At 43.2% G+C, this 25,554-nt stretch carries 19 protein-coding genes, 9 tRNA genes and 1 rRNA gene; 25 read left to right on the top strand and 4 right to left on the bottom strand.

Translation table 11 applies throughout. From position 1 onward, the window contains the following. The 15 genes from FYJ75_RS07170 to FYJ75_RS07100 all read left to right on the top strand — a co-directional run. Positions 1-231: ribosomal RNA gene (locus FYJ75_RS07170) — 23S ribosomal RNA — on the top strand; the annotation flags it as partial. Between the two features lie 22 nt (positions 232-253). Next, entirely contained in the window at positions 254-403 is a 150-nt protein-coding gene (locus FYJ75_RS07165; RefSeq protein WP_195838967.1) for a hypothetical protein, read from the top strand. A gap of 64 nt (positions 404-467) precedes the next feature. Continuing rightward, positions 468-539, top strand: a tRNA-Glu gene (locus FYJ75_RS07160). A 10-nt stretch (positions 540-549) separates the two neighbouring features. Next, a tRNA-Asp gene (locus tag FYJ75_RS07155) sits at positions 550-623 on the top strand. Positions 624-672: 49 nt separating this feature from the next. After that, a tRNA-Val gene (locus FYJ75_RS07150) sits at positions 673-745 on the top strand. A gap of 6 nt (positions 746-751) precedes the next feature. Further along, a tRNA-Thr gene (locus FYJ75_RS07145) sits at positions 752-824 on the top strand. Positions 825-848: 24 nt separating this feature from the next. Then, positions 849-930: transfer RNA gene (locus FYJ75_RS07140), tRNA-Tyr, on the top strand. Between the two features lie 4 nt (positions 931-934). Then, positions 935-1,008 (top strand) — tRNA-Arg (locus FYJ75_RS07135). A gap of 23 nt (positions 1,009-1,031) precedes the next feature. Further along, positions 1,032-1,104, top strand: a tRNA-Lys gene (locus FYJ75_RS07130). 152 nt (positions 1,105-1,256) lie between these two features. Then, a tRNA-Ser gene (locus tag FYJ75_RS07125) sits at positions 1,257-1,342 on the top strand. Positions 1,343-1,352: 10 nt separating this feature from the next. After that, a tRNA-Pro gene (locus FYJ75_RS07120) sits at positions 1,353-1,427 on the top strand. 421 nt (positions 1,428-1,848) lie between these two features. Further along, entirely contained in the window at positions 1,849-3,198 is a 1,350-nt protein-coding gene (locus tag FYJ75_RS07115; protein ID WP_154429777.1) for an MATE family efflux transporter, read from the top strand. Between the two features lie 7 nt (positions 3,199-3,205). Further along, the gene (locus tag FYJ75_RS07110) at positions 3,206-4,651 is read left to right on the top strand and encodes a Wadjet anti-phage system protein JetA family protein (RefSeq protein ID WP_154429776.1); all 1,446 of its coding nucleotides are present in this window, start codon (positions 3,206-3,208) and stop codon (positions 4,649-4,651) included. Positions 4,652-4,654: 3 nt separating this feature from the next. After that, the gene (locus tag FYJ75_RS07105; RefSeq protein ID WP_154429775.1) at positions 4,655-5,320 is read left to right on the top strand and encodes a DUF4194 domain-containing protein; all 666 of its coding nucleotides are present in this window, start codon (positions 4,655-4,657) and stop codon (positions 5,318-5,320) included. Continuing rightward, complete coding sequence (locus FYJ75_RS07100; protein WP_154429774.1) at positions 5,277-8,636, top strand: SbcC/MukB-like Walker B domain-containing protein; 3,360 nt, start codon at positions 5,277-5,279, stop codon at positions 8,634-8,636. Before FYJ75_RS07105 ends, FYJ75_RS07100 begins: the two co-directional genes overlap by 44 nt. A 9-nt stretch (positions 8,637-8,645) precedes the next feature. On the opposite strand, the gene FYJ75_RS07095 is transcribed toward FYJ75_RS07100, so the two are convergent. Continuing rightward, complete coding sequence (locus FYJ75_RS07095; RefSeq protein WP_154429773.1) at positions 8,646-9,548, bottom strand: cation diffusion facilitator family transporter; 903 nt, start codon at positions 9,546-9,548, stop codon at positions 8,646-8,648. 386 nt (positions 9,549-9,934) lie between these two features. Between FYJ75_RS07095 and FYJ75_RS07090 the strand changes: the two genes are divergently transcribed. The 3 genes from FYJ75_RS07090 (at position 9,935) to FYJ75_RS07080 (ending at position 14,812) form a co-directional block, all read left to right on the top strand. Continuing rightward, positions 9,935-11,770, top strand: coding sequence for a glycoside hydrolase family 2 protein (locus FYJ75_RS07090; protein WP_154429772.1), 1,836 nt, complete (start codon positions 9,935-9,937; stop codon positions 11,768-11,770). Positions 11,771-11,988: 218 nt separating this feature from the next. Beyond that, a complete protein-coding gene (locus FYJ75_RS07085; protein WP_154429771.1) occupies positions 11,989-13,647 on the top strand; it encodes a SulP family inorganic anion transporter in 1,659 nt (552 codons plus the stop codon). A gap of 52 nt (positions 13,648-13,699) precedes the next feature. Beyond that, complete coding sequence (locus tag FYJ75_RS07080; RefSeq protein WP_328596882.1) at positions 13,700-14,812, top strand: M23 family metallopeptidase; 1,113 nt, start codon at positions 13,700-13,702, stop codon at positions 14,810-14,812. A 71-nt stretch (positions 14,813-14,883) separates the two neighbouring features. Here FYJ75_RS07080 and FYJ75_RS07075 read toward each other — a convergent pair whose 3' ends face one another. After that, positions 14,884-15,921, bottom strand: coding sequence for a DUF5692 family protein (locus tag FYJ75_RS07075; RefSeq protein WP_154429770.1), 1,038 nt, complete (start codon positions 15,919-15,921; stop codon positions 14,884-14,886). Between the two features lie 194 nt (positions 15,922-16,115). Here FYJ75_RS07075 and FYJ75_RS07070 point away from each other — a divergent pair, with 194 nt between their 5' ends. From FYJ75_RS07070 to FYJ75_RS07040, 7 genes are all read left to right on the top strand, one after another. After that, positions 16,116-16,895 (top strand): HD domain-containing protein, encoded by a 780-nt coding sequence (locus FYJ75_RS07070; RefSeq protein WP_154429769.1) that lies wholly within the window; start codon positions 16,116-16,118, stop codon positions 16,893-16,895. Between the two features lie 24 nt (positions 16,896-16,919). After that, the gene (locus FYJ75_RS07065; RefSeq protein ID WP_154429768.1) at positions 16,920-17,696 is read left to right on the top strand and encodes a histidinol-phosphatase; all 777 of its coding nucleotides are present in this window, start codon (positions 16,920-16,922) and stop codon (positions 17,694-17,696) included. A 283-nt stretch (positions 17,697-17,979) separates the two neighbouring features. After that, the gene (locus tag FYJ75_RS07060; protein WP_195838966.1) at positions 17,980-19,620 is read left to right on the top strand and encodes an AraC family transcriptional regulator; all 1,641 of its coding nucleotides are present in this window, start codon (positions 17,980-17,982) and stop codon (positions 19,618-19,620) included. 54 nt (positions 19,621-19,674) lie between these two features. Next, on the top strand, positions 19,675-20,667 hold the full coding sequence (locus FYJ75_RS07055) for an acyltransferase family protein (protein WP_154429766.1): 993 nt from the start codon (positions 19,675-19,677) through the stop codon (positions 20,665-20,667). Positions 20,668-20,793: 126 nt separating this feature from the next. Beyond that, entirely contained in the window at positions 20,794-22,125 is a 1,332-nt protein-coding gene (locus tag FYJ75_RS07050) for an MFS transporter (RefSeq protein WP_154429765.1), read from the top strand. A 16-nt stretch (positions 22,126-22,141) separates the two neighbouring features. Beyond that, positions 22,142-22,903: a glycerophosphodiester phosphodiesterase gene (locus FYJ75_RS07045; protein WP_154429764.1), complete on the top strand. Its 762-nt coding sequence runs from the start codon at positions 22,142-22,144 to the stop codon at positions 22,901-22,903. Between the two features lie 219 nt (positions 22,904-23,122). Continuing rightward, the gene (locus tag FYJ75_RS07040) at positions 23,123-23,452 is read left to right on the top strand and encodes a hypothetical protein (RefSeq protein ID WP_154429763.1); all 330 of its coding nucleotides are present in this window, start codon (positions 23,123-23,125) and stop codon (positions 23,450-23,452) included. Between the two features lie 171 nt (positions 23,453-23,623). Here FYJ75_RS07040 and FYJ75_RS07035 read toward each other — a convergent pair whose 3' ends face one another. Both FYJ75_RS07035 and FYJ75_RS07025 read right to left on the bottom strand, forming a co-directional pair. After that, the gene (locus FYJ75_RS07035) at positions 23,624-24,532 is read right to left on the bottom strand and encodes a hypothetical protein (RefSeq protein WP_154429762.1); all 909 of its coding nucleotides are present in this window, start codon (positions 24,530-24,532) and stop codon (positions 23,624-23,626) included. A gap of 605 nt (positions 24,533-25,137) precedes the next feature. After that, entirely contained in the window at positions 25,138-25,389 is a 252-nt protein-coding gene (locus FYJ75_RS07025; protein WP_154429761.1) for a kinase to dihydroxyacetone kinase, read from the bottom strand. Positions 25,390-25,554 lie beyond the last annotated feature (165 nt).

Below are 25,554 nucleotides of genomic sequence, written 5' to 3'. Positions count from 1 at the left end.
GGGATGGACGGACCACTGGTGTATCTGTTGTCGACCAACGGCATGGCAGAGTAGCCAAGTCCGGAAGGGATAAACGCTGAAGGCATCTAAGCGTGAAGCCCCCCTCAAGATGAGATATCCCTTCCCAGGAGGAAGTAAGACCCCTTGAAGACGACAAGGTAGATAGGGCAGAGGTGGAAGTGTGGCAACACATGGAGCTGACTGTTACTAATAGGTCGAGGGCTTGACCAAAAGCGGAGAAAACAGGAAAGACATGCAGGAAGGCTGTGACGGAAGCTTGCTTACGGAACAGACGGCATGCATGCCTGGAAGTTTGCGTAGCAAACACATCGAGATGAAGCGAAGCGGAATCGAGATGACCTGTTTTGAAAGCAGTAAGAACAATAAATCGGAATCTGTATGAAGTTTTGAAGGTATGATAATACCTGTAATCCTCACAATTGGGGATTAATTTTTTCTAACAATCTGGCTCCATGGTCAAGCGGTTAAGACATCGCCCTTTCACGGCGGTAACACGGGTTCGATTCCCGTTGGAGTCACTTATAATACGGCCTAATGGCTCAGTTGGTTAGAGCGCCGCCCTGTCACGGCGGAGGTCGCGGGTTCGAGTCCCGCTTGGGTCGTTTGTAGAGAGTAGTTTGTTGATTTTGACACTCGCTACAAAGAATGCGTGGGATCTTAGCTCAGCTGGGAGAGCATCTGCCTTACAAGCAGAGGGTCACAGGTTCGAGCCCTGTAGGTCCCACTTTTTGCCGATGTGGCTCAATTGGCAGAGCAGCTGATTTGTAATCAGCAGGTTATCGGTTCGAGTCCGATCATCGGCTTCTACAATTTTATATTGTAGTAATGGGCAGATTCCCGAGTGGCCAAAGGGGACAGACTGTAAATCTGCTGCAATTTGCTTCGGTGGTTCGAATCCACCTCTGCCCATTATGTGTGTGTAGCTCAGCTGGATAGAGCACTTGGCTACGGACCAAGGTGTCGGGAGTTCGAATCTTCTCACGCACGTTCATCCAATTGGATATAATTATGGGATATTAGCTCAGTTGGTAGAGCACTTGACTTTTAATCAAGTTGTCCGGGGTTCGAATCCCCGATGTCTCATTATGAGAATCATATATACCGGATTCGAACCACGGACAACGTAGTTGTCTGGGGCGCACGAGGTCCGGGGGACCTCGGTTTTGCGCCGACCGAAGCGGAGCGTAGACCGAATCCCCGATGTCTCATTGCTCGACAGAGCATTAATTGAATATGGAGAGGTATCGAAGTGGTCATAACGAGGCGGTCTTGAAAACCGTTTGTCCGCAAGGGCGCGTGGGTTCGAATCCCACCCTCTCCGCTTTATGTGACGGGGTGTGGCTCAGCTTGGCTAGAGCGCCTGGTTTGGGACCAGGAGGTCGCAGGTTCGAATCCTGTCACCCCGATTTTTAAATAATAAATATAGAAAAGAGAGTTTGCAGAATATCAGATTGATATTTTGCTTTTTTTAATTTTCTTAAAAACAGCGAAAAAAAACACCACCAAATGCTTATCACATCTGTGGTGCTATTGCTTTGCATTCCCAACAAAGCAAGGGGGTTTTATAAAGGGAATAAAGGAAAGGGTTACAATATATAGTCAAAGTTAATAAATGGGGGCTTATTAACTTTTTGTCCTTAATGAAGTTCTTTTTCATTTGCAAGATTATAATAACATGGGTGAATTGATTCTACAACACGTTATATTTGCATAACAAAAATGACCGTGAATAATTAGTACTATTTTTTGAAAAAGAATATTGTGTTTTGACAATAAAGGTTGTATATTGTTAGAACATGTGTAAAAAACAAAGGAGGAAATCAACGCATGGCAAAAGATATGACATCGGGAAGTCCGTTAAAGATCATACTGTTATTTTCATTACCGGTTTTGCTTGGAAATATATTTCAGCAGTTTTATAATATGGTAGATACGATTATTGTAGGTCAGTATCTGGGAGAAGACGCTTTAGCGGCAGTTGGTTCGACCGGATGTCTGATGTTTTTAGTGCTTGGATTTGCGAATGGAATTGCACAGGGATTTGGAGTTATGGTGTCTCATGCGTTTGGGGCAAAAGATTTTCCAAGACTGAAACACTATGTGGCGCTGTCACTTATGCTGACTGTGATTATTTCTGTAATTTTGACGATTCCGACAGTTGCAGCATCCAGAGTATTTCTGGAATGGATGAAGACGCCGGAGAATATTATTGGAATTGCAGATTCCTATATTAAAGTAATTTTTGGCGGTATTATTCTTACGATGTCCTATAATGTGGCATCTGGAATCCTGAGGGGAATCGGAGACAGCAAAACACCGTTATATTTTCTTATTCTGTCCTCCGTTTTGAATATTGTACTGGATATATTTTTTATCGTAGTTGTAAAACTCGGAGCGCCGGGAGCAGCTTACGCGACCATTATCGCACAGGGTGTGTCAGCGCTGCTTTGTTTTATTTATATGTTCCATAAATATATCATTTTAAAAACACGAAAAGAAGATTATTATCTCGATGCTTCCGGAGTATTTCATATGCTGTCAGTTGGAGTGCCAATGGCTTTGAATTATTCCATTACGGCAGTAGGAACCATGATCCTGCAGGGCGCTGTAAATGTGTTTGGATCAAGCGTTGTGGCTGCGTTTACAGCGGCTTCGAAAGTTGAGAATCTTTCTACTCAGACAATGCCTACGCTTGGAACCGCAATTTCTACATATTGTGGACAGAACCTTGGGGCAGGGCGTCATGACCGCATTTATGAGGGAATGAAAAAGGGATTTTATATCTGTATTCTGCTTGCGGCAGGGGCATCTGCAGTCTGTGTATTTTTAGGCAGGTTTATTGTAAGCTGGTTTGTAAGCAATCCATCGGAAGATATTTTTAATTATGCAATGCAGTACCTGACAACGATCGCCTGGTGTATGCTGCCGTTGGCATGGATTTTCTTATACCGCAACGCACTTCAGGGATTGAACAGAGGATTTGTACCAATGATCAGTGGTGTGGTAGAATTAGTATGTCGTGTCCTTGTAATTATGATCACATTAAAGCCGTTCGGTTATTGGGCTGTCCGGCTTGCAAGCCCGATCACATGGATTTTTACGGGACTTCTTCTGATCGTGACTTATTATGTGTGGGAATATAGAGATCGCAAGGCACATAAGAAAATAAAAGCTTGAGGTTTATATGATACTGAAAAAACGAATACCGGAAGGATTTTATAAATTATTCCGGACAAGGAACATGGATGCTTATATGCAGTTCCTTGTAGCTATCTATGAAGAAAATAATGAGATTTATACATCGCTTGGTTTAACAATTGAGGAATGCAGGGCGATCATATCGGAAATGATCGCAAAACAGGGAATTTTTCTGCAGGAGGATGAACTTGAGGAGCAGGAAGACCGGGATGGCCAGATGGAATTTGCAGGCTTGCGGCATTCTCCGGCGGCAATTGTGACAAGATTGATTCATTGGGGCTGGATGCGAAAAGAATTTGATGACCGTCTGAACCAGTATGTAATTGGATTTCCGGAGTACAGCCAGCTTTATATCGAACTGTTTGAGCAGCTTTATCATGAGGATGACAGCAGGGAAAGAGAAAGCATTCTGGCAATCTACAGTGCACTTTATACGTATCAGTCAGATAAGGATAAAAATAACGATATTCTGATCAATGCCGTGCGAACCTGCAAACGGCTTGGACAGATGCTGTCCAATATGCAGGATGGCATGCGTGCGTATTTTGATGAGCTTTCCAGCAGAAAAAATTTTATTGGAATTCAGGAAGTGCTTGTCGAGGAGATCAATAACAGTGACAGTAAGAAATATGCGATTCTGACAACGAGTGACAGTTTTTACCGATATAAAGAGTCGGTAAAGGAACTGATCAGTGATATTCTGAGTGAAACAGAAGTGAGAAAGGAAACACTGCTTCGGGAACAGCAGGGAATGGAGCCGGAATCGGCTGCGTTTCGTTTTTCCCAGATGCGTATCCGGGATTGCGAGGAAGCGAGTGGCCTCGTATATCACATTGAACGGGAATTTGACCGGATTGAACGAAAATACAATAAACTGATTGAGCAGAAATCAGTTTTTGCTAAGAGAGCGCTTGCACGAATCCAGTACATTATGCAGGAAGGTGCGGATAACGAAGATAATATCGTAAATCTGATCGGACTTCTGAACAGAAGCGCAAACCGCGAGGACATTTTAAGGGATCTTTCCGGAAGAATGGGATGTACAACGCAGTATAAGATCTGGTCAGACCGCAGTCTGTTTACACCGCGGGGAACCACGCCGGCAGAATTTGCACCGGTGGCGGTAGAAAAAAAACAGCAGAGCGGGCAGGAGATTGCAGATTTTGTCCCGAAACCGTTATACACCAGGAAAGAGCTGGATGATTTCCGAAGAAAGAATCAGAGGGACGGGGCTTTTGTTGCTACAAAAGATACCGTACGATCGATCGAGGACCTTGAAAAATTACTGTTTTTATGGCAGGAGGCAACTGAAAACCGTCTGGAAGAAGATCGTGTAGCAATTGGAGAAGAGATTCAGTCAGAAGACGGGTTTACTTACTCAGGTCTTATGATCGCAGATAATACCAGCAAAGTACAATCAGAAACGGAGTAGCCGATGTTTGAATATATGGAAAATCTGTCTCCTACAGAGGCAGATAATATTAAAAAAACGATTCAGGATCTGTTTCGCCAGACATGCATTTTACAGGTGAAATATGATCCGGTCACAATGGAACAGAAGAATAATCCACGTTATCAGATCTGTATGAGACACAGAGATTTTATAGCAGATTATGTGTCTGTTATGGGATGTGAACTGATCTATGATGCAATGACACATATTTTCCGCCTTGGCGGGGAAGGTGCGCCGGTAGAGCATATGAATCTTTTTACCACAAAGCTTGTGGTACTTCTTAAGAAAATCTATTATGACAAAATCATGGGTGAAGGGCTGAATGCACCGGTTACCAATCTTGCAGAGATCAGGGAATACGGTATGGACACCAGTCTTTTGCCGGATCGTGTTCCTGAGCAGGACTGGAATGAGGCGCTTGGAACGCTTAAGGTACATCAGATCATCGAGATTCCGGGAGCAATCATGAATCTGATGGATAACACACCAATCTATATCAACACTACAGTGAATATGTATTGTTCAGCTGTGGATATCAATGAGCTCGTTGCAAAATACAGTGGAGAACTTGACATAAAAGAAGCGGGAGAGGAGAGAATGACAGATGAAACAGGCAAAGAAGATCTTTACCAGAATGTGTCTGAATAACTGGGGTGGAATCGATCATAAAATTCTGGAATTTCACGAATATGTGAATCTATTCAGTGGAAAAAGCGGATCGGGAAAATCAACCGTTATGGATGCAATCCAGGTAATCTTATATGGAAGCTTTTCATCTGCGTTTCTGAATAAGGCAGCGGATGATGCCAAAAACCGGCGAAGTGTTTTGAGTTATCTGCGTGGAGAACAGAAGGATGGTTCTGCCAACAGGGAAGGAAGAGACTTCTGTTCTGTTATTGCATTAGAGATTGAAGACACAGGAACACATATTGTAAACTGTGTGGGAATTGCATTTGAAGTAAGAAGAAATGATACCGACCTGAAAAAATACCAGTTTTTCAGTCATTCCGGAAGAATGCCGGAGAATGGTTATGTTACAGAGGAAGGATATCCGTATTCAAATGCGGACATCCGTAAACTGATCGAGAAACGTTCTGCTTCTACAGAAAATCGTGGAAGAGGAGACGTAAACCGTATTTATGCATCCAGAGAGTCCTATCTTGCAGTTTTATACGATGTAATTCTGGGATATATTGATGGTTCCCGCTTTATCACGATGGAAAAAAGTGCAATCGCACTTAAGATGTCAAACGGAACCGGACAGTTTATTCGTGATTATATGTTTCCGGCAAGTTCTGCAGACACGATTGAAAAGATCAGTGATCAGCTTGGCGCTTATCGCGATATACGTGAGAAAATTAATGATCTGAAGGATCGTATTGATCTGCTTACTGAGGTTCAGGAGGCAGGAAGAAAGAAAATCCAGGTAGAAGGAGACATCATTCATGCCAATGCTGTGATCCGCTGTCTGGAACTGCAGGAATTAGAGGCAAAGATTGAGGGCGGAAGTGAGAATCTTGAGATAAACCGGAAAGCCCAGGAAGCAAAAGAAAAAGAACTTTTAAAGATCCGTGAGGAGAAGAAAAAAGCCGATGAAGAACTGATCCAGATCAAAGCAGATTTAAAGGCAAGTGATCTTGGAAGCAAAGAGCAGCATCTGAAGGATCTGAAAGGTCACAGCGAGATGCTTGTAAATGCCAGCAGACAGTGGAGAACACTTGTCAGAGGGCTTGCAAGATGGGAAGAGGACGAATATGTCAACGAATATATTTCCAATCCTCTTTTACATATGATCGCGGAGTTTAAAAAAGGAAATGTAACGGCAGAGCAGGCTCAAAAACTGCGTGACCGTATCGCCGATGAAAAAGAGAATATTGAGTCCGAATATGAGGACTACAATGCGAGACGCCGTGAAGTGCAGAAGGAACTGAAGGAAAAACAGGAGCTGGTGGACGCCATGGTACAGGGCGTGAAACCATATCCGGAGAACCTGAAAAAAGCACGTGGGGCGCTGGAACGCCGTCTGAGTGAAGCATTTGGAAAGCCGGTGCATGTTCATGTACTGGCAGACCTGTTTGATATCCGTGAGGAAGAGTGGAAGAATGCAATCGAGGGAAGACTTGGCAGACTCAAGTTCTCGCTGATCACAGAGCCTCAGTACGCGCACGACGCAGCAAAAATCTTCCGCAACATGAAAAGTTATGAGAATGTTGATCTGATCAATTCGGCAGCGATTGAGAAAAGCAATCCGAAGGCGGATGACAACTCTTTATATGAAGCAGTTGCTGCAGACGAAGCCTATGTGGATACCTGTCTGAAACGGTATCTTGGACATATTGTAAAATGCCAGAGTATTGAAGAACTGGAAAAGGTACGGGACGGAGTTACGCCGGACTGTTATTCTTACAGCAATTTCATTTTCCGCCATTTACGGGAAGAAGATTATGGAAGAAGAGCCTGCATCGGACGAAAAGTGTCTAAAACAAAACAGGCAGAATACGAGCAGGAGATCTTAAAGCTTTCCAAAGAACATGCAGATCTTGTACGTATCACGGATGGATTAAAGGCATCACGTGATTTTGAGTGTTTAAGATCAGAGCCGGAAGATATTGCTGCATTGTCAATTGCAGGAGAAGAGCTAGATGTTGTGAATGAGGAAATTGCAAAACAGCATGAGCAGATCCAGACCTTAAAAGAAGGCAGATTTAAGGAACTGGACGAAAAACGCAGACAGCTTGAGACAGTCCTTTCCGGAATCTCAGACCGTGAGGCGCAGGTACAGAGTGAACTTACGGGAATGGTACGTCAGGAAGGTAATTTACAGCGTGAGATCGAAGAACGCAGACAGACTCTGGAAGAAAAGAAACAGGGTTATATCCCAAATGAACTGATTGAGCAGGAAGTGGAAAATGCACTTGCAAAAGCATCCGGACAATCTGTAAGAAATACACAGCTTCGTGCAATCAGCGCATTGGAAATCAAGGTACAGGATGAAACGGAGAATCTGCAGATGGCGAGAAACCGTTTTATCCAGAAATATCCGTCCTGTGGATTCAGTGGTATGGAGAAGACCAACGCAGCCTACGAGAAGCTTCTTCTGGATTATCAGAACGATTATGAACCGCAGTATCAGAAAGAGTTTTCCAAACAGTGCGATTTCATCTATAAGAGTCTGCGTGATAACGTCATTGCAACGATCCATGGTGACATCAAGGCTGCAATCCGTCACAAGAACGAGATCAACCGTCTGTTGAAAAAAACGAATTTCTCAGACAGTACCTATCAGATCAAAATCGAGCCTGCGGAAAATGAAAACGGACAGTTTTACGAGATGCTGATGGCAGAAGAACTTGACAGCAAGAATTTAAATAACGATGGCATGGAAGGCCAGATGAGTTTTGGAGAGGATGTATTTTTCCAGAAATACGAAAAGCAGATCGAACTTCTGACAGAGAAGTTTATGCCGGTCCGCGGTGGGGATGATGAACGTCAGCTTGAAAAACGGAAAAAAGAGATCGAGCAGTATGCAGATTACCGCAATTATCTGTCGTTTAGCATGTACGAGCAGGTAACCGATGAAAACGGCAATCTGATCCGAGAGAATCATGTCGATGACATGGCGGGAAGAGATTCCGGAGGTGAGGGACAGAATCCGAAATATGTTGCACTGCTTGCAGGTTTTGCAATGCTCTACATGCAGCAGAACAACCGTGATTCAAGAATCCGTCTGGTGCTTTTGGATGAGGCATTTTCGAAGATGGATCAGGAGCGAAGTGCAGTCTGCCTGAAATATGCAAGACAGATGGATCTGCAGCTTATCGTCTGTGTGCCGGATGAACGTCTGCAGTCACTAATCCAGAATGTGGACTGCGTGTACGGATTCCGACGCCATAATAACCGCATTTCCATGATGCACATTGATAAAGGTGATTATCTGGAGCTTATGGAAGGCAGAAACGAATAAGATCCGTATTTATTCCGGCAGATCCGGGATGATCTCAACGTAAATCTGATCAAAGGATTTGCGGAGTTCATCGCGGATCTCGTCGCGTATACGGTTTAATGTTTTCAGAGTAATGATATCGTTTGGGCTGTCAATATAGATCTCGACCCAGGTTTTTCGTCCGGTCTGGATGACATCCAGGAACTGAATGGTATAAGAAGATGTGGACATGCTCTGTTCTGCAATGGCACGGATCTTATCCATGATTTCCTGATTTGGTGCAAAAAGCACCAGACTTTTCAGATTCACAAAGATCATATGTATTGGTTCACGGATCAGAAAAAGAGCCATGACGATCGCCACAATCGGATCAATGTATGGACCGAACCAGGCAGCACTCGTTTTGCGCAGTATCACTTCAAGTGCAAAGGCAAGTGAAACACCGAGACTTCCGATGATATCCAGTTTCCAGGCATAGAGTTCTGCATGAATGGTCATGGATTCATAGCGTTTGCTGAAATAAGAAAGCAGCAGATAAAGCGCTACGCAGCCGAGAAAAATGACAAATTCAAAGATTGCGATCGCACCGGCATTGACACTGTGTCCACCATCGAGAATGGTTTGTACACTATCAATGATCAGCTGGATCGTGATAACAAGAAGTACGGTGTATTTGATAACGAGAAAAAGGGATTCCACCTGCGCAAATCCATATGGGCGGCGTTCTGTTACCGGACGGTAAAGCAGTGGAACGAGAAAAAGAAAAGGACCGATCATGACAAGATCCGTCACATCAAACACGCAATCCATCAGAATGGAATGGGAATGTGTGATGTAGGCCATAATTCCTTCAACGATCATAAAAAGGATACTTCCGATCAGGGAAAGATCCATGATCCGTTCTTCGATTTTTTGCTTATTTTCTGAATTCATAAAAAACTCCTGTGTATGATTGGTTGTTGCGCTCCTTGTATCATGTGCGTAACAGCTCCGGCAAAAGTCCGAAAAACCTTTGGTTTCCGGACTCGCGGGCACGTTCTCATTATATCATATATCCAGGGGAATGCGAAACTAATATAATAATGATAGACAACCTGTCCTGCAGGTACAGGTAACTCGCAGGTGCTTCAGAGCGGCCGGTACTTAGACGGCGTATTTTGACGTCTTATGTACCGCTGCCAGCGATGAGCAGCGGAAGCGTGCCTGCGATTATCTGTACTTGTAGGACATGTTAGAATAAATACTGGAAATATTGACTAAAAATGCGGAATAAGATATTCTGAAAGATAGCAAGTACAAATACAAAGGTAAAATAGGGCATGAACCAGCTGAAGACCAAATGGGGAGAACAATTGAATACCGGGAAGATACACAGTGAATATCCTCGTCCGACTATGGTCAGGGACAGTTTCTTCAGCCTGAACGGAGAATGGGATTATGCAATCGGCGGAAAGGAAAAACCTTCAAAATACGATGGCAGGATCCTGGTTCCGTTTTCTCCGGAGACGGAATTATCCGGCGTGCAGAAAGTATTGCAGCCGGAGGAATATCTGCATTACCGGAAAATATTCACGATTCCGGAAGCGTTTATAAGTGAACGGGTACTGCTTCATTTTGGTGCAGTGGATCAGGAATGTGAGGTCTGGATCAACGGGAAATGGATCGGAGGACATAAAGGCGGATATCTGCCGTTTACGTTTGATATTACGGATGGTCTTAAGCCGGAAGAGGATAATGAACTGACTGTGCGGGTGCGCGATCTGACGGAGAAATCTTCGCATGCAAGGGGCAAACAGAAGCTTGTGCGGACCGGAAAGATGGCATCCATTTTCTACACACCAAGCAGTGGCATCTGGAAACCGGTATGGATCGAAAGCGTGCCGGGCAGATACATAAAAAGCCTGAAACTGACACCTCTTTTTGATGAGGGAAAGCTTGAGATCAAGACTGTCACAAACGACGGAGAAGGACTTTTCGGACCGGAAGAATATCATGGAGTGCTTGAGAGAAACCCATATCCGAATATGCTTCATATTCAGATCTTTTTCAAAGGCGCATGTATTTATAATGGAAAAATGGACAAAAATGCCGAAGATACCACGATCACGATCCCTGAAATGCATCCATGGACACCGGAGACACCGGACCTCTATCAGATCCGGATCCAGTATGGAAGGGATGTTGTTCTGTCGTATTTTGGAATGCGCAAATTCCACAAGCAAAAGGACGGGAATGGAATCTGGCGTTTTTATCTGAACAATCAGCCATTTTTCTTTCATGGAGTGCTGGCACAGGGCTACTGGCCGGAAAGTCTGATGACACCTCCGACAGACCAGGCACTGAAATATGACATCATGAAGATGAAAGAACTTGGCTTTAATACTCTGCGGATGCATGTAAAGGTAGAGACGGAGCGTTTCTACTACCATTGTGATAAACTTGGAATGATCGTATGGCAGGATATGCCAAATGGCGGGGGAGAATACAATACCACATTCGTTACCTATCTTCCGAATGGCATTCCGATGATTGGAAAACACGTAAAAGATAAGCATTATGGATGGTTTGCAAGAAAAGACGAGGCAGGCCGGCTGCAGTATCAGAAAGATTTGCAGGAGATGATTCTGTTTTTATATAACCATCCGTCAATTGCCCTCTGGACGGCATTTAATGAGGGATGGGGACAGTTTGATGCGAAAAAGGCAACGGAACTTATCCGCGCCGAAGATCCATACCGGCTGATCAACGAAGCCTGTGGCTGGTTTGACCAGAAGGGCGGAGATGTGAACAGCATCCATAATTATCTTCGTCCGCTCCAGTTCAAAACGGATGGAAAACGGGTGACTGCATTGACAGAATTTGGAGGTTATGCGTGTCCGGTGCTTGGACATCTGTACAGTGAAACAGAATTTGGCTATAAGGACTGCAAAAATGAGGATGGACTTAGCGATGCATACGAACAGTTGTATGAGAGGGACATTTATCCGAACATCAGCAAGGGACTCAGCGCAACAATCTATACCCAGTTAAATGATATTGAGGATGAGATCAATGGAATACTGACCTATGACCGCAAGATCTGCAAATTTTCAAAAAGCAGGATCAGAAGGGTTAATGAAAAGGTATACCGTGTGTTTGAAGAGAGTGTTGAATAGACCTCCGGTAAAGAAACGGTAAATAATTCCATAAAAATAACTTAAAAACTTTATAAAAACTTTATAAATTTGTCGATTCCGTAGAAATTTGTCGTTATTTGCGGAATCCCCTTTTTATTTTGCAGGAACTTTGCTAAACTAATATTAGTTTAGTTATGTGATGGGACAGATTCTCGTAATTTGTCCCTTTTCTTATGCAAAAAAGAAAGGATTTAGTTATGAAAGTTTTTCGCCCAATGCTGTTTACTACCATGAAAAATTATAGTAAAGAGCAGTTTATCAAGGATGTAATATCCGGTATTATTGTAGCAATCATTGCACTGCCATTGTCGATCGCACTGGCACTTGCGTCCGGTGTTGGACCGGAGCAGGGACTTTACACTGCGATCATTGCAGGATTTTTGATCTCGTTTTTCGGTGGAAGTACCGTACAGATTGCAGGACCGACAGCAGCGTTTGCGACGATTGTTGCCGGAATCGTAGCTACAAGCGGAATGTCAGGACTCATCGTTGCCACCGTTATGGCAGGTATTTTCCTGATTCTTATGGGAATTTTCCATTTTGGAAGTTTGATCAAATTTATTCCGTATACGATCACAACCGGTTTTACAGCAGGTATCGCTGTCACAATCCTCATCGGACAGCTGAAGGATTTTGGCGGGATTACTTATCAGCATGGGGAAAAACCGGTAGAAACCGTAGAAAAATTTCATGCATTTATCTCGAATATCGATACGATCAACTGGATGGCAGTTCTCGTTGGCGTGATCTGTCTGGCGATTCTGATCATCTGGCCATATATTAATAAAAAAATTCCGGGTTCTCTTATTGCAGTTGCTGCCGGAATTCTTATGGTGAAAGGTCTGAACTTAAAGGTTAATACCATTGGTGATCTTTATACGATCAGTAATAAGCTTCCGACTTTTGCACTTCCGGATTTAAGTTTTGGACTCATCAAATCGCAGCTGTCCAATGCACTCGTTATCGCAGTACTGGCTGCAATCGAATCCCTTCTTTCCTGTGTGGTTGCGGATGGAATGGTAAACAGTAAGCACAGATCCAATACGGAGCTGATCGCACAGGGAATCGGTAATATGGGATCGGCACTGTTTGGAGGAATCCCTGCAACCGGTGCAATCGCAAGAACCGCAGCCAATATCAAAAGTGGCGGACGTACGCCGGTAGCCGGAATGGTGCATGCACTGACGCTGGTGTTGATTCTTGTTGTACTTATGCCGTATGCAGCATGGATTCCAATGCCGACGATCGCAGCAATCCTGTTCCAGGTCGCTTATAATATGTGTCAGTGGCGGCCGTTTGTGAAGCTTTGTAAAACAGCACCGAAAAGTGATATTTTTGTCCTTGTTGCGACGTTTGTACTTACCATTGCATTTGATCTTGTTGTAGCGATTGAGTTTGGAATGGTCATGGCATGTCTGTTATTCATGAAACGTATGAGCGATGAGACGGACGTATATGGCTGGCATTACAAAGAGGAAGAAGATCTGGATGTGGATAAGAATGAACTGGCAGATGTACCAAAACATGTCCGCGTTTACGAGATCTCAGGTCCTCTGTTCTTTGGAGCTGCAGAAGTGCTTACAGAGATTGAATTCAAGGATTTTACAAAGTGTCTGGTACTTCGTATGAGATCAGTTCCGGCGCTTGATATTACTGCAATGAATGCACTTGAGAACCTTCTGGATATCTGCAGGAAACAGAATATCCGTCTGATCTTATCCCATGTCAATGCACAGCCGATGCATGTTATGGAAAAAGCCGGATTTATCGATAAAGTTGGAAAAGAGAATTTCCGTCCGAATATTGAGGCTGCTCTGGAGTGGGCAACGCAGTGTGCGACAGGAAATGAGGAATAAAATGCGAACATCTGAATAATCATAGGATATAGGAAAACTATGAGGGTCAGATGTGGCAGGAAGAAGAAAAATTTATCGTTTTGCAAGAAGCAGAGCCAGCCGCGTAAAGTGGCTGGCTCTTGGCATTGGTGCGGAGCTTTTGGGGATCATACTTGTCATGATACAGATTGTATCACATACTCCGGAGGAGAACACAAAGTTCGCAGAGGCGAACAAGAACAGCGGTGATTACATCCACTATGTGGAATTTAATCCCACTTATGAGGCTTTGTGCCGGGCATATGAGCTGGATGTAAAATCGCATGAGAAACAGGACACAAAGGCAGCTGAGAAGTCGGATGATACGGAAAAAACGGTCAGCTGGATCGATCTGCTCGCCTACGCAGCTGCAAAAAATGGAGGCAAATTTGGAAAAAATGCCTTATCCTGTGTTGACGAAGCCGCAGAAAGCCTGGAGTCTGGAACTTCTCTGGAGGAACTTACCGAGGGTATGGAGTATTTTAATTATTATGAAAAGGCATATACGGCCGTACTTGGAGGAATGGTTGGCACATTTCAGGAAGAGACCGAGGATGGAAGTATGAAAGAGCAGTATGGACTTATGGCGTATTCCCCGATTGCGGAGGGTTTCGACTATTCTTCAGGAGATGATTTTGGCTCTGCCCGGTCGTATGGCTACAACAGACCGCATCTCGGACACGATATGATGGGACTCATCGGTACACCGATCATTGCAGTGGAAAGCGGGTATGTAGAAGCGCTTGGATGGAACCAGTATGGTGGCTGGCGGATTGGAATCCGCAGTTTTGACAGGCAGAGGTATTATTACTATGCACATCTGAGACAGGATCGGCCATATGCGGAAGGACTGAAAGAAGGGGACATTGTTACGGCTGGAGACGTAATTGGCTATATGGGGCACACCGGATACAGTAAAAAGGAAAACGTGAACAACATTGAAGTCGTACATCTGCATTTTGGAATGGAACTGGTCTTTGACGAAAGCCAGAAAGAGAGTGATAATGAAATCTGGATCAACTGTTATCCGCTGACAGAATTTCTAAAGAAACACCGGAGTGCGGTGACAAGGGACGAAAAGACAAAAGAGTGGAGCAGGACAACGAAGATCTGCATTTCGGAAGTAGAGAAACAGAAGGCGCAGTAAGAGAGAACGGGCGGTATACAGAAAAAGGAGCTGCACACAAAAGTGTGTCAGCTCCTTTTAAATAATCTGGATTATTCTGCTCTGGACATAGCTTCTTCGAAGTCTTTTGTTCCTTTGAATACTTCCTGTTTGTATGGGTTGATTCCCTGTGCTTTTGCACGTTTTGCGATAGCAAAGATGCAGATTACGTTTGCAACGAGTGCAAGTACAGCTACAACACCCTGCATAGTAGGATTTACAGCAGATGGATGTGTTAATTTATCCATTGTGCCGTCTGCGTATAATACAGGGAGAACTGCGAATTTACCCTGATCCTGGAATAATGGGAATACCTGGGCAAACATGCACCATAATGCAAGTGTGTTTGCACGGTTCTGAATCCAGCCACCCTTGTTCCAGAATACATTTGCAAATGTAGGAGCAAGCAGTAATGCAAGACCACAATACCAGGAATGTGTAGGAAGGTTGTTGTATGTGTAGGTGAAGTTCCAGATGTCATAAGCAACGATAAATGCCCATGTCATATCCGGCCATAACATATCATCTTTTTTCTTGGATGAGTAGATTCCCCACCATCCTGTCATACAGAAGATGTTAATCAGACCTGCGATACCATTGACAACGTTCCACCATCCACCGTATAACCATACGCCTTCAGATGATAACCACCATCTTGTTCCTGTTTCAGATAATGCCTGAGCACCGCAGATAGCAGATTCGAAATCACTTCCGACAGCGATCAGAATGTTGATTGCTACGATTACGAATGGGAAAACTTTAAACCATTCTTTGGAACCGATGCTCCATTTGTATTTGAGCATCATGAAACCGATACATCCTGCAGTTGCAGCATATAACTTCGCATAGTGGAACCAGCTGGTCATATGTACGTAAGTCGGGTTGTTTAAAGCCCACTCGGCACCGTTTGCCGCACTTACATAGATTGCAATAAAGTAAACGGTAAGAATTGCTGGAAGAACTACAAAGCAAAGAAGTCCTCCGATTTTTGTACGACGTGCGATCTCATTCATGATTACAAGAGCTGCGAATACAAGAATCCAGCCGAGTAACTGATAAGAAGATCCGTCACCATAAACTTGAAATAACATATGTATACTCCCTTCTTTTGTATAATGTTATTTAAAAATGTTATAAAAAAAGTATGAACTTTATAAATTAATTATAATGGGTGGATTTGTTTTGTGCAATATACATTTCTTTAGATATGAGTGCAAATTGGTATGGAAAAAAATACCAGAAAATGCTACATTGATAAGTGTGAAAAACGGAAGGATGAGGAAATATGAACAGAGAAGCAGCAAAACAGGCTTTTGCTGAATATACGGATCACTATAACAGCAGCGATCCGAAAATAAAGCTTAAGATTGATCATACATACCGCGTGGCAGGACTGTGTGACCGGATCGGCCGTTCGATCGGACTTTCCGGCGAAGAACTGGATCTGGCATGGATGTGCGGACTTTTACATGATATCGGAAGGTTTGAACAGATACGGAGGTATCATACATTTTCGGATGCGGATTCCGTTGACCATGCGCAGTTAAGCTGTGAGATCCTGTTTGGAGAAGAGGGGCGCATACGCAGCTTTCTGCCTGAGAACAGATGGGACAAACTTCTTCAGACCGCTGTGCGGTGGCACAGTGCATACCGTATTCCGGAAGGACTTGATGAAAAAACACAGATGTACTGTAATCTGCTGAGGGATGCCGATAAGATCGATATTCTGCGCGTAAACCTTGACACACCGATGGAAGAAATCTACAATGTGACAACAGAAGAACTCCGCACCAGTGAAGTTACCGCAGAAGTGATGCAGGCATTTGACGGGCATCATGCGATATTAAGAAGTTTAAAGAAGACGGCAGTGGATCATGCAGTGGGACACATTTCCCTTGTGTATGAGCTTGTGTACCCTGAGAGCCGGGCAATTGTAAAAGAACAGGGATATCTGGACCGGATGATGGATTTTCCGACGGATAATCCGGTGACAAAGAAACAGTTCGTCCATATCAGGGAAGAGATGAACCGTTTTCTGGAGCAGGACAGGAACTTCCAGACATAGAATAATAAGAAAGAGAACAGGAAAATGCAGGACTTTTTAAAAGCAAATTATCATGCGCATACATTCCGATGCCAGCATGCAAACGGAACAGAAAGAGAATATATTGAGGCAGCAATTGATATGGGAATCGAGACATTCGGATTCTCGGATCATATCCCATGTCCGTTTCAGGATGGTTTTGTTTCCAATATACGAATGACGATGGATCAGGCAGGAGAATACGTTGGATGTATCCGCAAACTTGCAGAAGAATATAAAGATGACATTAAGATCTATGTTGGATTTGAAGCTGAATATATTCCGGAGTTTTATCCACAGCAGATGGCAATGTTCAGAAGCCTCGGCTGTGATTACATGATCATGGGACAGCATTTCTTCAAAAGCGAGAAAGATGGTCCGTATACGGGAACTCCAACGAATGATGAGAGCAGGATTCGGGAGTATGTAGACATTGTGATCAGCGGAATGGAGACTGGAAGTTATCTTTATCTTGCACACCCGGATATTATAAACTATCAGGGAATGGATTCGGTATATGACTGGGAGATGACCAGACTCTGCAGAAGAATGAAAGAACTGCAGATTCCGTTGGAAGTCAATGTTCTTGGCATGGCAGAGGGAAAACAGTATCCGGCTGACCGTTTCTGGAAAGTTGCCGGTGAAGTGGGAAATGATGTAGTACTTGGACTGGATGCACATTGTGTGAATAATATAAAAGATGTCGATAATTACAGAAAATGTATGGAGCTGGTAGAACGTCATCACCTGCATCTTCTGGATGAACTTACGATCGGAGAATAGAAAAAAACACCATCAAATGGGGGTACATTTGTGGTGTCGTGCTCTGCATTCCCGGCAGAGCTGGGGGTATATAATTTTATAAGGGGAATAAAGGAAAGGGTTACAATATATAGTCAAGTCAAAAGATGGGGTCAATTGACTTTATTTGCTTCATTCTCAGGAAAATGTTTTACTTCGTTTCCTGTTTACAAGAGTATAATAGCATGGTATATTTGTGGAAACAAGGTGTAAAATTTGCAGGACAAAATAGACCATGGTGCAAAAGCACCAAAAATGGAGGACTATGGAAACGCTTCAGATTTATACAAGGAAATTTGATATTAGTGAGATCACAGATTCCGCTTGTTTTGGACCCTTTGAGAGAACGGTAAAGGAGTTTCATCTCAATCATGCCTGTGATATGGATTTGAACAGGCCGTTGCTTTTTCTGATCCGTTTTACAAATGCGGAAGGACATGGGGAAGCATATCAGGAATGGGTAAATGAGAACCATGAGACGCTCTGGAATTTTTTTGACAGATTAAAGACCAGAAATAAATGTGCCGCAGTGATTTTGTTTATACAGGAGAAAAGCTTTGAACTTTTGTACCGGGCAGTGAAGGCACATGTCGATGAAGTGATCCTTGAAACTGAGGATTCCGGCGAGATCACAGAACGGATCGCCAGATGTACGAGACGGCTTCTGGCGCTCTGCAAGCAGCGTGAGGATCGAAGACGGCTGGAAGAATATGAGTTCAACAAAAGGCAGAAGATCATGGAACGGCTTTTACAGTATCTTCTGGATAAACCGGAGGATGTGGATTATCTGCTTCCGGAGATAAATCGGAGATATGGAACGAAGCTGAATGCACTTCACTATCAGGCTATTGCAATTACGGTGGATCAGTTTGAACTATATAATAAGGATTCCAGGTTTTTGCGGGAGATTTCACTGCTTATTATTCATCAGCTGGAGAGCGCCGGTGAAATCATCATTGGGGAAGTAGATCCGTTTGGACTGGTTGCGATCGTAAATTACCCGGAGGATTGTGTAGAGTCACGTAAGAGAGAAGAACTGGAAGAACTGCGCAGACAGATCACACAGATGCAGGATACGTATGGTAAATTTGAGGTTACGATTGCTGTTGGGCCAATGGTGGAACAGATGAAAGACATCCGTGCGTCCTTGGATGGCGCTATGTACGTGTCGGAATACCGCATGGCAGAACCGGGGCAGGTATTATATGCGAGTGAACATCCGGGAGTGACAGAACGTCTCGACCGCTGCCTGTCGAACCGTAGTATCCGTGAGTTGTGCCGCTATGTGGCTTTGGGAGATATGGAGCATATCGAAGCATGGTTTGAGCATTTTTATCAGGAAACGGAGCCAAAATTTCAGGAATATCCCCCTGCATATGCAAGGTTCTGCTGGCAGATGCAAAAGCAGGTCAAGAAAATGGAAAAGGCAAGCCGGATCAGGATTTTTCCGGATATGCGTTTTTTTGCTTTGCAGCATGTATTTGACGGACATGAGAGGATGAAGGAATTGCAGCTTCTTCTTCTGGAGATCAGCCATATGATGCAGAATGAATTATCGGATGAACACGAACTGGCTTCACATGCGATTGCTTATATGAAAGTGCATTATGCGGAGCCTGTGAATCTGGAGACGATCGCAGAACACTGCGGGTTCAGTACGAGTTATTTCAGCCGTAAATTCAAGGAACAGACCGGAGAAAATTACATTGATGTTTTGACGGAGATCCGCATGAAAAAGGCGCAGCAGCTTCTTCGGGAAACGGATCTTGGCATTGAGCAGATCATAGAACAGACCGGATATTATGATGATAAACATTTCCGAAAACTGTTTGCAAGACAGACCGGAATGACACCGAGTGAATATCGCAGACTGGAAAAAGAAAAGCGGTCATCCGTTGCAAAATGAGAGAAATAGTAGTATAGTACTTCCTTGGACTTTGATCCAAGGGAGTTTTCATTTATGGAAAAAAAAGAAAGAGATTATTATTTTGATAATTTAAAAGCAGTATTGATTTTCCTTGTGGTGCTGGGGCATTTTCTGCTTCCAATCCACGATAATGCTGTGCTTGTTATATTGAAGCGGCTGATCTATGTGTTCCACATGCCGCTTTTTGTATTTGTGTCCGGCTATTTTGCCAAGACGATCTATCGCAACGGAACGTTTAATTTTAAAAGGATATTATATCTGATCAAGGCATATATTCTGTTTGTTATTGCGATCCAGCTTGTATATGTGCTGGCTGGTTTCCGGAGCTTTGCACAGATTAACTTCTTTGCGCAAAGCGGTGCACCGTGGTATCTGTTTGCAATGATTGCATGGTATCTGTGCATTCCGCTTATCCGCAGGCTGCATCCCGCGGTTGTCCTCGGAGGAAGTGTTCTGCTTGCACTGGCAGCAGGGTATTTCAGGCAGATCGGAGATTTCCTGTGCCTGTCGAGAATCCTTGTGTTTGGTCCGTTTTTTTATCTTGGCTATTATATGAAAAAAGAAGACATACAGAAAGTATTGTCTCCAAAACTGAAAAAACCGGTCATAACGGCTGCGTCGGGAATCTGTATCGGAATTCTGTTGTTTGGCGACCGCCTGCATGACGAATTATCAATGGTATATGAAAATATTTCATATTTTGAACTGGATCACTGGGCAGAGGGTGCAATCGTGCGTCTGGTTCTTATGGTGTGCGCAGTTTTTCTGTCCTGGGCAGTGATGTTCTTAGTGCCGGACCGGAAAACACAGATATCATTTATCGGGGAAAGAACGATGCCGGTGTATATGCTCCACCGTTTGATCCGTGACATTCTGATGTTTATGGGAATGTATGATTATCTCGAACAGCTGGATCTGCTTTCCGTATTGCTTTTGATCTGCGTCGCAATCTGCCTGACTTTCTGGCTGTCCAGTGAATGGGTCACAAAACAGGTCAACCGGGTGCTTCGGTTAAGGCTGTGGTAAAATGTTTGTAAAGTCCTTTTTTGTGCAATCAAAGAGTGTTAGAATGAATTTACAGGGGAATCCGGGAGGGGATTCTTTCTGTAAATTTTTTGTTTTATAGGAAAATATAATGCAGGAGGTTTTTACATGAAACTGAATACCCGACAGACCATACGGATCGGCTTTGCATTTCTGTCGATCTGTGCGTTCTGGCAGATGTATAATAGCGTGATTCCACTTATGCTGACCAATACATTTTCCATGAACGAAACATTTTCCGGCATGATTATGGCAGCGGACAATGTGCTTGCCCTGTTTTTGCTTCCGCTGTTTGGAGGAATCTCAGACCGGTGCCACAGCAGGATCGGAAAACGAAAACCGTTCATTCTGTGCGGAACGATTGCAGCGGTATTTTTTATGCTGATGATCCCATTTCTGGATAATGCATATTTTACAGAACCATCTACCGCAAAACAGGTGATCTTCATCTGCGTGCTGGGAGGGCTGCTTGTTGCAATGGGAACTTATCGGAGTCCGGCGGTTGCACTGATGCCGGATGTGACGCCAAAGCCGCTCAGGAGCAGAGCGAATGCAATCATCAATCTGATGGGAGCCGTTGGCGGAATACTGTATCTGCTGATTGCAAGTGTGATGTATTCTTCGTCGCAGACAAAAGGGCTTGCACATGTGAATTATGTTCCGCTTTTTCTTGTGGTTGCTGGAATCATGATTTTGTCTCTGATCATTGTGATGTTTGCGGTAGATGAGGTGAAATTAAACAGGGAAATGGAAGCGTATGAGGCTGCGCATCCGGAAGAGAATCTGGCAGAGGAGAACCCGGAAGGGAAGGAAGTGCTTCCAAAGGAGGTAAAGCGGAGTCTGACATTTCTTCTGATCTCGATCGCACTCTGGTTTATCGGTTACAATGCAGTTGAAACATGGTTTACGACATTTGCCAGCCGCATGTGGGATATGAGTCTTGGCGGTGCGTCTATGTGTCTGACAATTGCAACCGGAGGAGCCATCCTTTCTTACATACCGGTGGGACAGCTGGCAAGCCGGATCGGCCGTAGAAAGACAATCATCGGCGGTGTGTTACTTCTGACAGCATGTTTTGCAGCAGCATTTGTGTATACCTGCTTTTTCCATACATTTCATGCAGCGTTGTACCTGCTGTTTTTACTGGTAGGGCTTGCGTGGGCTGCCATTAACGTCAACAGTCTTCCGATGGTACTTGAAATGTGCAGTGGAAGCGACGTTGGAAAATTTACCGGATATTACTATACGTTCAGTATGGCAGCACAGATTGTGACACCGATTGTGGCGGGATTTCTGCTGAACCGGATCGGTTACAATGCACTGTTTCCATATGCCGCAGTTTTTGTATTTGGATCATTCCTTACGATGACAATGGTCAGACATGGAGATAATAAAGTTGAAGCAAAAAAGGGCCTTGAAGCCTTTGATGTAGATGATTAAAAATGAGGTGACAGATATGAGTTTTACAAATTTCAAAAAAAATGGAAATGCCCCGCTTGTATGGGCACACAGAGGAGCAAGTGCATATGCACCGGAGAATACGCTGATCGCATTTCAGAAAGCAGTTGATATGAAAGCGGACGGTGTAGAACTGGATGTGCAGCTGACAAAGGACGATCAGCTTGTGGTCATCCATGATGAAAAGATCGACAGAACCAGCGATGGAAAAGGCTGGGTCAAAGATTATACGCTGGAAGAACTGCGCAAATTTAATTTTAACCGGACGCATCCGGAGGTGGAGCATGCGGACATTCCGACACTTCGCGAAGTGTATGAGCTGTTAAAACCGACTGATCTTACCATTAATGTGGAACTGAAAACCGGAATCGTTTTCTATGAGGATCTGGAACGAAAAGTAATCAATCTTACAAGAAAAATGGGAATGGAAGACAAGGTACTTTATTCTTCATTTAACCATTATACCTGTGTAAAACTGCATCAGATCGATCCAAAGGCATATGTTGGATTCTTATATGCAGATGGACCGATCGCCATGGCAGAGTACTGTGCAAAACATGGCGGCAATGCCCTGCATCCGGCTCTTTACAACCTGCAGTTCCCGAATTATATGAAGGACGCTGCGGCAAACGGACTGGATGTAAACGTATGGACCGTAAACGAGAAACCATATATGCAGATGTGTTGTAAGCTTGGTGTAAATGCGATCATCACCAATTACCCGGATGTGGCACGCGAGGTTACGGAACAGTTTAAATAACATAAAGTTTTTATTAAACAAAAATAAGAAAATCTTAAACAAACATTGGAGGACTCTATGATACAATGTACGCGAAGGCAAAAGTGAGCATACAGTCCGGAAAAACGGAGGTTTTTCGGACTTTTGCCGTAGCGGTTAAGCAATATCAGCCGAAGGCATCATGTGCGGAGCACATGATATATAATCAGTGTACAGACAGATAGGAAAAGGAGGAGGAAAATGTTAGCAGGTCTTGGAATTTTCAATATCGGGAATATTGAGATGGAAATGTATTTTGTGATGGCAGTAGGGCTTCTTTCCGGAGTGTATTGTTATCATATGTTTAAGGAACTGGATCTTGTATACGTTGGGATTTTTGGGTCGGTCATTGCAGTTGCATTTTGCGAACTGATCTCGGTGATCGGATATGGCACGGCATCCGAAAGTCTTTTCCAGCTGATTGCAATGCTGGCGCCACTGTTTGAATATTTTCTTGTTCCTTTCGCAATCGGACAGCTTGGCAATCTGCTCTATGAATATTTTGGAAGAAAAGTGTTCAGACGTGTGTGAAAATTTTAAAAGTGACGTGTATGTCTTAAACGCCCCGTCAATGGGGCGTTAAGACTTTGGCTGCCGTCCATGGCAGCAAAACACTATATACAAGCAGGCAAACTAAGATTTTCTAATTTTTTCCATGTTACAAAATCAGGCATTGTTTTGTGCAATCTGCCAGTTACTAAGTTAAAAGTCACCTTTTGACACCCGAATCTTTTTTAAAAATAAAATAAGTATACTCAATATTGCGAATGTGATGAAAACAACGATTCCAATCAATATAGGTAATGAGGAATTGGTGTTATGATAGGTTCCGTTACCACCGGTGAGACTTGTGTCGGAAGGATAATCAATTTCTCTCGCATGTTTGATGATGTCAGGATAGGAGTAAACTTCATCCTCAGTATTTTCATTTGCAAACATGACGGTATTCTCATCGGAACTGCTGGTATCAGGAATTGCATCATAGGTAAATCCGAGAGATATCACATCACAGGCTTCACCATTTCGAAATGAAATTGCCACTGGATTCTGTAAACCATGCAGACCGCCAGCAAATACAACCCGGCTGTATGAAGACCAGTCAATGCTTTTTTCCTTTAGGTAAGCAATGTAAAAAGAATGAGGAGATTCCCCATATGAGGCAATTCCCCATTTGCCTTCATTTTCAATTACTTGTTGCTGCTCCTCGATGGTGAGAGATGTTTTGCTATCTTCCGGTAATGGAAGTCCTCTTGAGATTGTGACATCATATTGATTTAAATATGGAAAGAACCAAACGTAATTACCAGATTCAAGAGTGTTAAGCACATCTTTTTCGCGAATGGAATTTAAGTTGATCAAATCACTGTCAACATATATTTTGAATGCTTGTTTATAATCATCGTCTGTTAATTTTACAGGTTTACCTGTGTATTGTGACAAATCTGTTTCAATCTCTGCCTCAAGCTGCTTTATTTCAGAGTAATCTTCACTATAGTAGAGAATATCTTCTTTGGAAACTGGTGGAACGCTTTCTGTCTGCGATGCACCGACAGGAAAGGAATGATTCATAAGTACAAAAAGAACAATTGCAAACGTAATTATTTTTTTCATATACAGCCTCCTATACTAATTCCCATGTTAAAATATACCGACCGGTTCCTGATGCAAGAGTTATTCCAGTTCTTAACTTATCATATGAATAACTGCGTGTTGCAGAATTACCATATGGATCAACTATTGTAACATTATGATTTGCATCATATCCACTAATGATTACAGCATGAGAACCCCCGCTATTCCATTGAACTTTAATTGGTATTGGTCTGTATCCAGATATGTTTTTTGCATATCATCATAGGATAATGCATTATTTTTAAGGGATATTGAATATTTATGACCTATTGCATAATAAATAGCAGATTTAACTTGTGAATCAGATTTTTAATACCGATTGACAGCAACTTAAACTGTTACGTCTCTACCCTCTTCCCGTTTATTTTCAATATATAATATCGTAAAAATAGATGTCAATATATTTGTAAAAATAGAGCCTAAATATCAGAATATAGCTGAAAAAATATAGAAATGCAACACCATTGCTTCTGGCTGGATGTTTTATGCCTGAAAATTAGAATTGCCATTTGCAGAAAAATTCTCCGTAAATTGAACACAAATCAGTTTACGGAGAATCATGCAGATACATGATTGCTTACATCTTATCCCTTCAAACCTCTGGATTGTCTGTCCATATCTTCGACTACAATATCATAGATCTCGCCGAGAGAAGCACAGTATTCAAGCACTTTCCAAGGCTCGTTGGTGTGGAAATGGATTTTGATCAGTTCATCATCACCGACAGCCAGAAGGCAGTCACCCTTGAAATTATTTGTGAAATACTCATTGATGGCATCTTCATCGAGATTTGTACCTTCAATCAGTAACTGGGTATCATATCTGAATTCAATCATTTCGAATCCTCCTAAAAATAATCTAAAGTTAATGAGGCTATTCTAGTCCTGTTAAGAGCTTGCGTCAATAGAACAGGCAGGCGTGTAATTGAGAAAATTTCGCGTTTCTGCATCTTGACAGCATACCCCATGGGGGTATACAATGACCGCGTGAAATGAAAATAC

The sequence above is a fragment of the Roseburia porci genome (genome assembly GCF_009695765.1).
Taxonomy (GTDB): Bacteria; Bacillota; Clostridia; order Lachnospirales; family Lachnospiraceae; genus Roseburia; species Roseburia porci.
Note: the sequence above shows the minus strand (reverse complement) of the source record. Positions and strands in the feature narration are given on the sequence as shown.